12 protein-coding genes are annotated in these 12804 nt (G+C 73.3%); 10 read left to right on the plus strand and 2 right to left on the minus strand.

Annotated features, from left to right (window positions below):
* The first annotated feature begins 120 nt into the window (after positions 1–120).
* The 6 genes from gmd to QSK00_RS07350 all read left to right on the plus strand — a co-directional run bounded on the left by gmd (position 121) and on the right by QSK00_RS07350 (position 5392).
* Positions 121–1176 (plus strand): GDP-mannose 4,6-dehydratase, encoded by a 1056-nt coding sequence (gene gmd, locus QSK00_RS07325; protein WP_285589054.1) that lies wholly within the window; start codon positions 121–123, stop codon positions 1174–1176.
* A gap of 2 nt (positions 1177–1178) precedes the next feature.
* Complete coding sequence (locus tag QSK00_RS07330) at positions 1179–1352, plus strand: hypothetical protein (RefSeq protein WP_285589056.1); 174 nt, start codon at positions 1179–1181, stop codon at positions 1350–1352.
* The gene (locus tag QSK00_RS07335; protein ID WP_285589057.1) at positions 1349–2062 is read left to right on the plus strand and encodes a hypothetical protein; all 714 of its coding nucleotides are present in this window, start codon (positions 1349–1351) and stop codon (positions 2060–2062) included. Before QSK00_RS07330 ends, QSK00_RS07335 begins: the two co-directional genes overlap by 4 nt.
* Before the next feature lie 3 nt (positions 2063–2065).
* Positions 2066–3163, plus strand: coding sequence for a glycosyltransferase family 4 protein (locus tag QSK00_RS07340; RefSeq protein ID WP_285589059.1), 1098 nt, complete (start codon positions 2066–2068; stop codon positions 3161–3163).
* A gap of 160 nt (positions 3164–3323) precedes the next feature.
* Entirely contained in the window at positions 3324–5042 is a 1719-nt protein-coding gene (locus tag QSK00_RS07345; protein WP_285589061.1) for a hypothetical protein, read from the plus strand.
* A 44-nt stretch (positions 5043–5086) separates the two neighbouring features.
* Positions 5087–5392, plus strand: a complete 306-nt coding sequence (locus QSK00_RS07350) for a Dabb family protein (protein ID WP_285589063.1) — start codon at positions 5087–5089, stop codon at positions 5390–5392.
* Positions 5393–5453: 61 nt separating this feature from the next.
* On the opposite strand, the gene QSK00_RS07355 is transcribed toward QSK00_RS07350, so the two are convergent.
* On the minus strand, positions 5454–5783 hold the full coding sequence (locus tag QSK00_RS07355; protein WP_285589064.1) for a PASTA domain-containing protein: 330 nt from the start codon (positions 5781–5783) through the stop codon (positions 5454–5456).
* Between the two features lie 216 nt (positions 5784–5999).
* On the opposite strand from QSK00_RS07355, the gene QSK00_RS07360 reads away from it, so the two are divergent.
* On the plus strand, positions 6000–6473 hold the full coding sequence (locus QSK00_RS07360) for a DUF6220 domain-containing protein (protein ID WP_285589066.1): 474 nt from the start codon (positions 6000–6002) through the stop codon (positions 6471–6473).
* A gap of 1 nt (position 6474) precedes the next feature.
* Complete coding sequence (locus QSK00_RS07365; protein ID WP_285589068.1) at positions 6475–7935, plus strand: multicopper oxidase family protein; 1461 nt, start codon at positions 6475–6477, stop codon at positions 7933–7935.
* Between the two features lie 29 nt (positions 7936–7964).
* Here QSK00_RS07365 and QSK00_RS07370 read toward each other — a convergent pair whose 3' ends face one another.
* The gene (locus tag QSK00_RS07370; RefSeq protein WP_352231098.1) at positions 7965–9704 is read right to left on the minus strand and encodes an MFS transporter; all 1740 of its coding nucleotides are present in this window, start codon (positions 9702–9704) and stop codon (positions 7965–7967) included.
* A 167-nt stretch (positions 9705–9871) separates the two neighbouring features.
* Between QSK00_RS07370 and QSK00_RS07375 the strand changes: the two genes are divergently transcribed.
* Together QSK00_RS07375 and QSK00_RS07380 are read left to right on the plus strand one after the other, a co-directional pair.
* A complete protein-coding gene (locus QSK00_RS07375) occupies positions 9872–11695 on the plus strand; it encodes an NAD(P)/FAD-dependent oxidoreductase (RefSeq protein ID WP_285589070.1) in 1824 nt (607 codons plus the stop codon).
* Positions 11696–11822: 127 nt separating this feature from the next.
* Entirely contained in the window at positions 11823–12791 is a 969-nt protein-coding gene (locus QSK00_RS07380; protein ID WP_285589071.1) for an aldo/keto reductase, read from the plus strand.
* Positions 12792–12804: the final 13 nt, after the last annotated feature.

Consider the following 12804-nt stretch of genomic DNA (forward strand, 5'->3'; position numbering starts at 1 on the left):
CTCGAGAAGGTCACGGAAGAATCACGGGAGCCGTTCCGCCGGGAATGGCCGACGTAGCGGAATCGCCATCGCCCGCGATTCACCTCCCGACCCGCACAGCAATTCCCGGAGGACATCGACGTGAGCCCGACCGCACCGAAGACCGCGTTCATCACCGGCATCACCGGCCAGGACGGGTCCTACCTCGCGGAGCTGCTGCTCTCCAAGGGTTACGAGGTCCACGGCCTCATCCGCCGCGCCTCGACGTTCAACACCCACCGGATCGACCACCTCTACCGCGACCCGCACGAGCACGGCGCGAAACTGCACCTGCACCACGGTGAGCTCACCGATTCCTCGCGCCTGGTCTCGCTGCTCTCCGAGATCGCGCCCGACGAGGTCTACCACCTCGCCGCCCAGTCGCACGTGCGCGTCAGTTTCGACGAGCCGGAGTTCACCGCGAACACCACCGGCATCGGCACCATCCGGCTGCTCGAGGCCATTCGCATGATCGGGCTCGACGTGCGCTTCTACCAGGCGTCGAGTTCGGAGATGTTCGGCGCGACGCCGCCGCCGCAGCGCGAGGACACCCCGTTCCACCCGCGGTCGCCCTACGGGGTGTCGAAGGTCCTGGGCTACTGGACCACCCGCAACTACCGCGAGGCGTACGACCTGTTCGCCGTCAACGGCATCCTGTTCAACCACGAGTCCCCGCGCCGCGGCGAGACCTTCGTGACCCGCAAGATCGCGCGCGCCGCCGCCCGCATCGCCCTGGGTCACGAGTCCGTGGTGCACCTCGGGAACCTCGACGCCGTCCGCGACTGGGGCTTCGCGCCGGAGTACGTCGAGGGCATGTGGGCGATGCTGCAGGCCGACGAGCCCGACGACTACGTGCTCGCCACCGGCACCGCCCACACCGTCGAGGACTTCGCGCGGATGTGCTTCTCCCACGTCGGGCTCGACTGGACCCGCCACGTCCGCTTCGACGAGCGCTACGTGCGCCCCACCGAGGTCGACGCGCTGATCGGCGACCCGTCGAAGGCCGCCCGCGAACTCGGCTGGCGTCCGCGCACCTTCGCCCCCGAGATCGCCCGCATCATGGTCGACGCGGAGCTGTCGATGCTGCAGGGCCCCGCCGCGCACGTCGCGCCGTTCCCGAACGCGTCCGGGTACGCCGGCCGCTCGATCGCGGGCTGACGATGTCGACAGCCCCGGGATGGTCGGCCGCCGCCGACGAGGACGCCACGCAGCGCGCCCGCCGGCGCCGCCGGTCACGGCAGGCGTGGCGGGCCGCCCTCCTGCGGACCCTCGATCGCCTGCCCCGCCCCCACCCGTTCGTCCGGCTCGACCCGCCGCGGTCGGGTCGGCGGTGACCGTCCCCCTCTCCCGACGGCGGGCCCTCGCCGGGCTCGCGCTCGGGGTCCCGGCCCTCGTGCTCGCGACGGCGTGCTCGGCGTCGGAGGCCTCGGAGGCCTCGGAGGCCTCAGCCGGTGGGCCCGACGTCCGGCTGCACACCGACTGGACGGCCCGGCCGGACGGCAGTGCCCCCGACCTCGGGGACGACGGCGTGCCGTTCCGGGTGGTCCGTGACGGTGCCGGATCGGCGCCGTCGGTCGTCGCGGGCGCACTCGTGCCGGCCCTGCCGGACCGGCTGTCCTCCTCCTCGATCGCGCAGGAGATGCGGGCGCGCGTCCGGCGGATCGGGGCCTCCTTCACCTTCGGCCCGGGGTCGGCCCAGGGTGCGCTCACCCTCGCGGCGTGGACCGCCGTGCCGTTCGTGAACGCGCACTGCCACCTCGTGCTCACCCCGGCGCAGTGGCTCCTCGGGGTGGTCGAGGAGGGGACGCTGCGGGTGGTCACCCAGGGCACCTTCCGGACGCCGCTGCCGCAGGGGCCGACCCCCTCGAGCGTCGACGTCACCGTCGCCGGCGACACCGCCACGGTGCGGCTCCCCGACGGCGGATCGACGGTGGCGCGCGACCCGCGGTTCGCCACCACCCTCGGCACCGTGCCGTGCTGGGGCTTCTACAAGACCGCGCCGGGCGGTACCGACGCCCGGCTCCTGCGCTCCTGGGCGGGCTGAACCATGACCTCGTTGTTGCAGGTGCTGCCGACCTACGACCCCGCCTTCGGCGGGCCGGTCTCCGCGGCGCTCGGCGTCTCCGCGTCCTACGAGGGCGTCGAGGACGTCACGCTGACCACCGTCGCCTGCGGCCCGGCCGGGACGGGCTGGTCGCGGCACGACACCGTGTCCTGTCGGGCGTACGCCCCGCCGGTGGCCCGGCACGTCCTGTCGGTCTCGCCCGGCCTCGTGGCGTGGCTGGTGCGGCGGCTGCGGCGCTTCGACCTCGTGCACGTCCACTACAACCGTGGCCTGGTCATGATCTGGGTGCCGCTGCTGGCGTGGCTCGCCGGCGTGCCCTACGTGCTCCAGACGCACGGCATGTGCCGCCCGTGGCGCGGCCCGCTCGCCCTGGTGGACCGTCTGTTCACCCGCCCGGCGATCCGCCGGGCCCACGCGGTGCTCGTGCTCGGCGAGGCCGAGCGCGACCAGATCCTCGGCATCGTGCCGCGGGCGAACACGGTCGTCGTGCACAACGCGGTCCGGGCCCCGGAGGCGCGGCCGGACGCCGCGCCCGAGCCCGGCGCGGGACCCCGCCTGCTGTTCTGCGCGCGGCTGCACCCGCGCAAGGGACTCGCCCGCTTCCTCGACGTCGTCGAGCGGCTCGCGCCCGAGCACCCCGGGCTGGAGGGCCACGTGGTCGGACCCGACGAGGGCGCGCTCGCCGCGGCCCGGGAGCGGGTGGCGGCCGCGGGACTGCCGGTGACCTTCCACGGCGGCCTCGACCGCGACGGGGTCGACCGCGCGATGGCGGGCAGCGACGTCCTGCTGCACCCGGCGCCCCGCGAACCGTTCGGGATGTCGATGATCGAGGCGTTCGCCGCGGACCTGCCCGTCGTGGCCGCCGCCTCCAGCGAGCTCGCCGGGGTCTTCGCGGCCGAGGGTGCGGCGCTGCTGCCCGCCGACGACGACGTCGAGGCGTGGGTGGCCGCCGTGCGACGGGTGGTGACCGACCCCGGGACCGCCGCGGACCTGCGCGCCGGGGGTCGGGCCGTGCTGGAGCGGAACTTCTCCCGGGCGTCGTTGACCCGGACCCTGGCCGGAGTCGTTCACGCAGTGTGACCGGCGCGTGCGGCGTCGTCAGGCCCGTCACCCACGCCCGACGACAGCGGTGCACCCGCCGTCGACCTGCGGATGCACCACACGGGGCGGACGTTCTCGATCGTGCCCGGAAGCGTGACGAAACGTGACCGAAAACCGACAGATACGTCACACTGCGTATGTGGGAGTCCTCCCGGCACCGACCGACCGCCGTTCCCGGTTCTCGACCGTCTCGATCGGTCGGGTCGCGGAGCGGCTCGTCGGCGTCCGCGTCGGCGCGACCGCCGCGCTGCCCGACGTCGGGGTGGGGGAGCGGGATGCCGACTACCTGCCGCGGGCGGCGGACGACCTCCTGGCCGAGCGGCTGACCGCGTCGACGCACCCCGTCGTCGTCGTGAGCGGTCCGCCCTCGGCCGGCGTCACGCGCACCGCGGCGCACGCGGTGCGGCGGCACCGCCCCGACGACCTGTTCGTCGAGATCGACGACCCGTACCGGGTGCGCCTGGAGGAGGTCGTCGAGCGCGCCCGGCGACGCGCGACCCCGTCCCGGCCGGTGCTGGTGTGGTGTGACGACGCCCCGCTGACGCTGCTCGACGAGGTCCGTGACGACCTCCTGGCCGCCTGCCGGCAGGACCGGACGACCGTCGTGCGGCTGGTCCTCACCGCGCGCTGGGGGCTGACCGCGCTCTCCCGCGGCGAGCTCGCGGCGCCGCGGTTCGCACCCGTGGTGGTCGCCCCGGTGACCGCCACCGAGGTCGTCGGCCGCGAGTCCCACGGTCTCGTCGCGGAGCTCGGGGCCGAGCGGATGACGGGCCGGCGCCTCGGTGACCTGGTCGCGCCGCTCGAGGCCGCCCGGGAGGCGTTCGCCGGGCCCTCGGGGGACGTGGTCCGGCTGGCCGCCGTCTGGCACCGCCTCGGCATCCCGACCGCGCTCGACCTCGACACCCTCGCCGCGCTGCGACCCGACGACGCGACCGGCGACGTCGCGGAGATCGTCGCCGGTCTCGTCACCGACGGGTGGCTGCGGCGCACGACCCGCGCGGGGGAGCGGCACCTCGCGCCCGCCCGCGCACTGGTCGACCTGGCCCGCCTGCCCTCCGAGGAACTCGTCCGCTGCATCGCGGGCCGCCTGGACCACCACGCGCGCTACACCGCCGCGCGCACCATGCTCGCCGGCGGCCTGGACAGCCTCGCGGCGGCGATGGTCGCCGACCTGGAGCCCGACCCGCTCGGTCCGGTCGTCGCCCTGCGGATCGCCCGCGGGTACGCCGGACTGGAGCGCGACCGGGAGGCCGCGCAGTGGTTCGCGTTCGTCATCGCGGTCGGCGACGAGGAGCAGGCCCGCGCGGCCCACCGCGGGCTCGGGCTGGTGTTCTACCGCTACGACCGCCTCGACCGCGCCCGCCGCCACCTCGACCGGGCGGCCGACCAGCTGGGCGTGCAGGTCGTGCTCGCCGACATCGCGCTGCGGCAGGGGCGGATCGCCGACGCGCGGGCCCTGCTCACCGTGCTCCGCCGCTCGCGCGACCCCGCGCTCGCCGTCGAGGCGGCCTGCCAGCTCGGCACGCTCGAGTCCTCCGTCGGCCACCTGGTCGCCGCGCGCGACGCGTTCACCGCGGCCCTGGCGGCCGCCGACCCGGCCGTGGTCGCCCGGGCCCGGACCGGGCTCGCGGCGCTGCCGCCCCTCCCCGGCGCCACTTCCGGCGCCCCTTCCGGTGACAGGAAAGCGTCGTTGCCGGCATCCAGTGGCAGTGCCGCCACATCGTCGGAGCCGGCCGACACGGAGCCCGGCCCCGACGACGAGATCGACGACGAGATCGACGACGAGATCGACGACGAGATCGACGACGAGGTCCCGCCGAGCCGCGTGGTACCCCTCGCGGCGAGATCGCGCGGCTGAACGGACCGACCCGTCGTCGGGAACGGGATGGCAGGGTGGGGCGCATGGCCGTCACGCACGTCGTCACGTTCAGCTGGGTCGAGGGCACCTCGGCCGCGACCGTCGAGGACATCCTCAAGAACCTGCAGTCCTGGATCGACCGGGGGGAGGGCCTCGAGGGCCTCGTCTCCTGGCAGGCCGGCCCGGACCTCGGGATCAACGAGGGCAACGCGTCGTTCGCGGTGTCGGGCACCTTCGCCGACCGGGACGCCTACCTGCGCTACCGGGACCACCCGGAGCACAAGCGGATCATCGCCGAGCAGATCGCTCCGCTGATCGCCGCCCGCTCCGCGGTGCAGTTCGAGCACTGACCCGGACACGCGGGAGCCCGGCGCACGACGAGGTCGTGGGCCGGGCTCCGGGGTGCTGGGGCTACTTGGCGCCCGCGGTCGGGGTGGTCTTCGGGCCGTCGGGCACGCGGGAGCCGCCGCCACCGCCGCCGGACCCGTCGTCGTCGGGACCCTCCTCGGTGGTGGGCCCCGCGGCCGGGTCGTCGACCCAGATCATGATGGTGTCGCCGGGCGTCGCGGTGGCGCCCGCCTTCGGGCGCTGGTTGGTGATGATGCTGCGCCCCGCGCCGGTGTGCCGGGCGTTCTGCGGGATCGCCAGCAGGCGCGCGTCCAGCGCGGCGTCGTGGGCGTCGGCCGCGGCGAGCCCGACGAGCTCGGGGACCGTGGTCGTGTCGGTGAGGCTGTCGGCCATGCCCCCAAGGTACCGATCGGTGACGCGTCGTGTCGGAGGGGTCGGGCCGCGTGTCCCCGGCGGTGCGACGAGGAGTTCACTCGGAAAGACTAGGACCGTCGTCACAGTGTGGACTTAGAGTAGCTGACATCGCGGGTTGACGCCGGAGTGTGCGGGTCTCGGGCCCCGGTTGACTCGCGGTCACCACCACACGTGAACGAACCGGGGGATCCCGTGATGCGCGCCGTCTACCGCGTCCTGGCCTGTCTGCTCGCCCTCGAGGTCGTCGTGCAGGCCGCCTCGATCGCCTGGGCCCTGTTCGGGCTGTCCACCTGGGTCGAGAACGGCGGGGTGCTCGACAAGGCCGGGATGGAGAGCGAGTCCGTCGTGTTCGACGGGGTCGCGGGTTTCGCCGTGCACGGCATGAACGGCACCGTCATCGTGCCGGCCCTCGCCCTGCTCTTCCTCGTGTCCTCGTTCTTCGCCCGCTTCCCCGGGGCGGTGACCTGGGCGGGAGCGGCGTTCGGCCTGGTGGTGGTGCAGGTCGCCCTCGGCATCCTCGCCCACTCGGTCCCCGCGCTCGGGATGCTGCACGGGGCGGTCGCCCTGGGCCTGCTCGTGGTCGCGCTGGTGGCCGCGCGGCGGAGCAGCACCGCGGTCGCGGTCCGGGAGCCGGCCACCGCGGGCGCCCACCACGCGCCCGTCGTCTGAGGTGCTCACCGACGCCCGGTCCGCCGCGGTGGTCGCCCCGCGCCGCCGCCGGACCCGTCGTCGCACCGTCGTCGCGCTGCTCGCGACGCTCGTCGTCCTCGCCCCGCTCGCCTGGTTCTGGGCCGCGAGCCTGCCCGCGGGCAGCTGGTCGGTGGCCGGGATGGGCGTTCCCGACGACGGCGGTGGCCCGCCGACCATGCCTGCCATGACCGCCGGGCACGACGGGACGGCCGGGCGGTCGGTGGACACCCTGCGGCTGCCGGACACGGTGCCGGCGGACGTGACCGTCACCCTGGTCGCCCGGGCCGAGGGCTCGCGGTACACCCTGAACGGGCAGACGCCCGGGCCGGAGATCCGGGCCGTCGCCGGCCAGGTGGTGGCGGTCCGTCTGGTGAACGCCGACGTCCCCCGTGGGCTCACGCTGCACTGGCACGGCGTGGACGTGCCGAACGGCGAGGACGGGGTCGCCGGGGTCACCCAGGACGCCGTGCTGCCGGGGCAGGAGTTCGTCTACCGCTTCCGCGCCGAGCAGGTCGGCTCGTCCTGGTACCACTCGCACCAGGTGGCCGACGAGCAGGTGAAGGGCGGGCTGTTCGGCTCCTTCGTGGTGGTGCCACCCGGGGGCGTGGGCGCCGAGGCGACCGCGTTGGTGCACCTGTTCGACGGCCGGCGCACCGTGAACGGCGCGCCGGGCGAGGTGACCGTGCCCGCAGCACCGGGCAGCACCGTGCGGGTGCGCGTCACCGACACCGACGACGGGCCGATGCGGGTCTGGTCCGGAACGCCCTACCGCGTGCTGGCGGTCGACGGGACCGACGTGCACGCCCCGACCCCGGTGACCGGCGCGGCCCTCGCGGTCACCGCCGGCGGGCGGGCCGACCTCGAGGTCACGGCGCCGGCCCGGGTCGAGCTCGGGGGAGCGGCGGTCGTGGTCGGCGGGGGCGGGGCGCCGGCACCCGTCCCGTCCACGACGGTCGACCTGCTCACCTACGGCTCGCCCGCGCCCCTCGGGTTCGACCCGAGCGTCCCCGACCGCGTGTTCGACTACGCCATCGGGCGTCGTCCCGGCTTCGTCGACGGCGTGCCGGGGCTCTACTGGACGATCAACGGCGGGATGTACCCCGACGTGCCGATGTTCATGGTGCGCGAGGGCGACGTCGTGCGGATGCGGATCAGCAACTCCTCCGGCGAGGTGCACCCGATGCACCTGCACGGACATCACGCGGTGGTGCTCGCCCGCGACGGCGCGCCCGCCACGGGCAGCCCGTGGTGGATCGATTCGCTCGACGTGCCCGACGGTGCGACCTACGACGTCGCCTTCGTCGCCGACAACCCCGGCATCTGGATGGACCACTGCCACAACCTGGCCCACCCGAAGCAGGGCCTGGTCGCGCACCTCATGTACGAGGGGGTCACCACGCCCTACCGGGCCGGCCCGGACACGCCGAACGACCCGGAGTAGGGCCCGACCCCCGTGGCAGGAAGGGGGAGTCAGGCCTGCACGTCCCGGGCCATCGCCAGCTCCGGCGCCGAGACCCGGACCCGCTCGGCGAGGGGGCGCCGCCCCGGAGCGGAGACGACCAGCAGGTACTCCCCGGCCCGCGGCACCTCGAGGCGGTAGTGCCCGTCGTCGGTGCGCGTGGTGCCGACCTGCGCGCCGGTGAGGGCGTCGATGAGCGTGACGGTCCCGTCGACCGGGACCTCGCCGTCGAGCACCCGCCCGGACAGCCCGGGGACGGTGACCTCCTCGACGGTCTCGGGGCCGCCCCAGGAGTCGGAGTCGCCGGCCGGCAGCTCGCGCGGCGCCGGGCCGGAGTCCGACACCGTCGCGTGCGGCCGTCCCGCGGGGACCAGCAGGCCGCAGACGACGGCCGCGACCACGAAGATCGCCGAGGCGACGAGGAACGCGCGGTCGTACCCGGCCAGGGCCGCGGCGCGGGGTGCGAGGCCGACCCCGAGTGCGGTGGCCGTCGCGGTCCCCGCGATCGACGAGAGCAGCGCCGTCCCCACCGAGCCCCCGACCTGCTGCATGGTGTTGACGGTCGCCGACGCGACGCCGGCGTCCTGCGGCGCGACGCCGAGCGTGGCGGTGTTGATCGAGGTCGACATCGCGGTGCCCATGCCCAGGCCCATGAGGATCAGCGGGCCGAGCACACCGCTCGCGTAGCTCGACCCGGGCGTGAGGTGCGAGAACCAGAACAGCGCACCCGCGCCGAGCAGGAGGCCGACGAAGATCAGCGGCTTCGGACCCAGCCGGGGCAGGACGAGCGCGGGCACCGTCGTCGACGCACTGACGATCGACGCGACCATCGGCAGGAACGCGACGCCGGTCAGCACCGGGGAGAGTCCGAGCTCGGTCTGCATCACGTAGGCGAGGAAGAGCGAGAGGCCGAACATCCCCGTCGTCAGGATGAGGATCGTCAGGTAGGAGCCGCCCCGGTAGCGGTCGAGCAGGACGCGCAGCGGCAGCAGGGGCGCGGTCCGGACCCGCTGGACGGCGACGAAGACCGCCAGCAGCACGACACCCGCCGCGAGGAACGCGTAGACGGGCCAGGAGGTCCACCCGTCGGTCTCGGCGGTGGCGAACCCGAAGACGACGCCGAAGAGGCCGGCCGAGGCGAGGACCGTGCCGACGATGTCGAGGTGCGGCCGGTCGCCCGCGGGGTGCGCCGGCATGAGCAGCAGGGCGCCGATCAGGGCGATGACCGCGAAGACCACGTTGACGTACATGCACCAGCGCCAGTCGGCGTACTCGGTGAGCGTGCCGCCGAGCAGCAGTCCGATCGCGGCGCCGGACCCGGCGAGCGCCGAGAACACGCCGAAGGCGCGGGCGCGGTCGCGGCCGGCGGGGAAGGTCGTCGTGAGCAGTGACAGCGCGGCGGGCGCGAGCACCGCGCCGAACACGCCCTGCAGCGCGCGGGCCGCGACGAGCAGCCCGAAGCCGGGCGCGAGACCGCCGAGGACGGAGGCGACCGCGAACCCGATCAGCCCCACGACGAAGGCCGCCTTGCGCCCGAACAGGTCGGAGAGCCGTCCGCCGAGCAGCAGCAGGCTGCCGAACGCGAGTGCGTAGGCGGTGACCACCCACTGGCGCTGTGCGTCGGAGAACCCGAGGTCGGCCTGCGCCGAGGGCAGCGCGATGTTCACGATCGAGTTGTCGAGGATGACCATGAGCTGGGCGACGCCGATGACGGCGAGGATCCACCAGCGGCGGGTCGGTGCTGCGGTCACGCGTTCGACGTTAGGACCTGGAGTGCGCTCCAGGTCCAGGACTTTCCCGACGTCGGGCTCGGTGGACTGGGTCACAGAGCGCGCAACAACGCTGCAACCCTTGCCCGTACCGGGCCTCGCGCGTGACCGTGGTCACCTCACCACTGGCCAACGAGAAGAGGTGCCGCGTGACGCAGACCCTGGATCGCCCCGGGAGCGAGGTGGCCGACCGCGTGGGGGCATGGGTGTCGGCGTTCCAGGACGCCCTGACCGCGCGCGACGTCAGCGCCGCGACGTCGCTGTTCGCCGACGAGTGCTACTGGCGTGACCTGGTGTCCTTCACCTGGAACATCGCGACGGTCGAGGGCAAGGACGAGGTCGCCGACCTGCTGGGCAGCGTCCTCGACCGGATCGACCCGACGAACGTCGCCGTCGACGGCGAACCGACCTCGGCCGACGGCGTCGACGAGGCGTGGCTGACCTTCGAGACCGCGGTCGGCCGGGGGACCGGGCACGTCCGGCTGAAGGACGGGAAGGCCTGGACGCTGCTGACCTCGCTCGACGAGCTCAAGGGTCACGAGGAGAACCAGCGCGAACGGCGCCCCTTCGGCACCGAGCACGGCGCGAACCCCGACCGCGTGACGTGGAAGGAGTCGCGGGAGGCCGAGGCCGAGGAACTCGGCTACACCCGCCAGCCCGAGGTCGTCATCATCGGCGGCGGGCAGGGCGGCATCGCCCTCGCGGCGCGGCTGCGCCAGCTCGGCGTCCCGACGATCGTCGTCGAGCGCAACGAGCGCCCCGGCGACTCCTGGCGCAAGCGCTACAAGAGCCTCGCCCTGCACGACCCGGTCTGGTACGACCACCTGCCCTACCTCCCGTTCCCGGACAACTGGCCGGTCTTCGCGCCGAAGGACAAGATCGGCGACTGGCTCGAGATGTACACGCGGGTCATGGAGGTCAACTACTGGGGCTCGACGACGGCGGAGTCCGCCGTGTTCGACGACGCCGAGGGCCGCTGGACCGTCACGGTGCAGCGCGACCGCGGCAACGGGCCCGAGGAGGTCGTGCTCCGACCCGCGCAGCTCGTCTTCGCGATGGGTGTCTCGGGCAAGCCGAACAAGCCCGAGTTCCCCGGCATGGAGACGTTCCGGGGCGTCATCCAGCACTCGTCGGAGCACCCCGGGCCCGCGGGCTACGAGGACAAGAAGATCGTCGTCATCGGGTCCAACAACTCCGCGTTCGACATCTGCGGGGCGGCCTGGGAGGCCGGCGCCGACATCACGATGGTGCAGCGGAGCTCCACGCACATCATCAAGTCGGACACCCTCATGGAGCTCGCCCTCGGCGGGCTGTACTCCGAGGAGGCCGTGAGGAGCGGCATCACCACCCGGACCGCCGACCTCGTGTTCGCGTCCCTGCCGTACCGGATCATGGCCGACTTCCAGCGGCCCGCCTACGACGAGGCGAAGGTCCGCGACCAGGAGTTCTACGACCAGCTCCGGGCCGCCGGCTTCGACCTCGACTTCGGCGACGACGACTCGGGCCTGTTCATGAAGTACCTGCGCCGCGGCTCGGGCTACTACATCGACGTGGGTGCCGCGCAGCTCGTGGCCGACGGCAAGGTCAAGCTGGTCAACGGACAGGTGCAGGAGTTCACGGAGACCGGCGTGAAGCTGGCCGACGGCACCGAGCTCGAGGCCGACCTCGTCGTCCTCGCCACCGGGTACCGCTCGATGATCACCTCGGTCGCCGACATCATCGGCGAGGAGATGGCCGGGCGGGTCGGGAAGGTGTGGGGCCTGGGCTCCGACACCACGAAGGACCCGGGCCCGTGGGAGGGCGAGCAGCGCAACATGTGGAAGCCCACTCAGCAGCGGAACCTGTGGTTCCACGGCGGGAACCTCCACCAGTCGCGGCACTACTCGCTCTACCTGGCGCTGCAGCTCAAGGCCCGCCAGGAGGGGATCGACACGCCCGTCTACAAGCTGGCGCCGTCGCACCACCAGGAGTGAGCGGCCCCTGATCCGTACGAATGGCACTTTCGCGCACATAGATGCTGCGAAAGTGCCGTTCGTGCGTTATCCGGCGCCTTCGGAGACGACGGGTGCCGCGGCTCGCGCCCGCGGGTAGACCGGGGACATGGAGTACACGAAACTCGGGTCGACCGGCCTGGACGTCTCCCGCATCTGCCTCGGCACCATGAGCTACGGCGTGCCGAACGACCGCTGGAAGTGGGCGCTGCCCGAGGACGAGGCGAAGCCGTTCTTCTCGGGCGCGCTCGAGGCCGGGATCAACTTCTTCGACACCGCCGACGTCTACTCGCAGGGGACGTCGGAGGAGATCACCGGTCGCTGGCTGAACGAGATGGCCGACCGCGACGAGATCGTCGTCGCGACGAAGGTGTTCAACCGGATGCGCTCCGGCCCGAACGGCGCCGGCCTCTCGCGCAAGGCGATCATGACCGGGATCGACCACTCGCTGCGGCGGCTGGGCATGGACTACGTGGACCTCTACCAGATCCACCGGTTCGACCCCGAGACGCCGCTGGAGGAGACCCTCGAGGCGTTGCACGACGTCGTGAAGTCGGGGAAGGCGCGCTACATCGGCGCCTCGTCGATGTTCGCGTGGCAGTTCGCCAAGGCGCTGCACCTGCAGGACGCGAACGGCTGGGCCCGGTTCGTGACGATGCAGAACCACTACAACCTGCTCTACCGCGAGGAGGAGCGGGAGATGAACCCGCTGTGCCTCGACGAGGGCATCGGGACGATCCCGTGGAGCCCCCTCGCGCGCGGGAAGCTCACCCGCGACTGGGACGAGACGACCACCCGCGGCGACACCGACGAGTTCGGCAAGACGCTCTACCGCGACTCCGACCGGCACATCGTGGAGAAGGTCGCCGAGATCGCCGACAAGCGCGGGGTCAGCCGGGCGCAGGTGGCGCTGGCGTGGGTGCTCGCCCAGCCCGTCGTCGACGCCCCGATCATCGGCGCGACGAAGATCGAGCACCTCGAGGAGGGCATCGCCGCGGTCGACCTGCAGCTCGACGAGCACGAGCTCACCGAGCTGTCGGAGACCTACGAGCCGCGGGGGATCGCGGGTCACAGGTGACTTCGTCGTGTGA

It is taken from the genome of Actinomycetospora sp. NBRC 106378 (genome assembly GCF_030269685.1).
Classification (GTDB): Bacteria; Actinomycetota; Actinomycetes; order Mycobacteriales; family Pseudonocardiaceae; genus Actinomycetospora.

Excerpts from the sequence above, each read along its gene's own strand:
- QSK00_RS07380 (WP_285589071.1), top strand. The coding sequence starts at position 11,823 with ATGGAGTACACGAAACTCGGGTCGACCGGCCTGGACGTCTCCCGCATC.
- QSK00_RS07330 (WP_285589056.1), top strand. The coding sequence starts at position 1,179 with ATGTCGACAGCCCCGGGATGGTCGGCCGCCGCCGACGAGGACGCCACG.
- QSK00_RS07355 (WP_285589064.1), bottom strand. The coding sequence starts at position 5,783 with ATGGCCGACAGCCTCACCGACACGACCACGGTCCCCGAGCTCGTCGGG.
- QSK00_RS07360 (WP_285589066.1), top strand. The coding sequence starts at position 6,000 with ATGCGCGCCGTCTACCGCGTCCTGGCCTGTCTGCTCGCCCTCGAGGTC.
- QSK00_RS07340 (WP_285589059.1), top strand. The coding sequence starts at position 2,066 with ATGACCTCGTTGTTGCAGGTGCTGCCGACCTACGACCCCGCCTTCGGC.
- QSK00_RS07350 (WP_285589063.1), top strand. The coding sequence starts at position 5,087 with ATGGCCGTCACGCACGTCGTCACGTTCAGCTGGGTCGAGGGCACCTCG.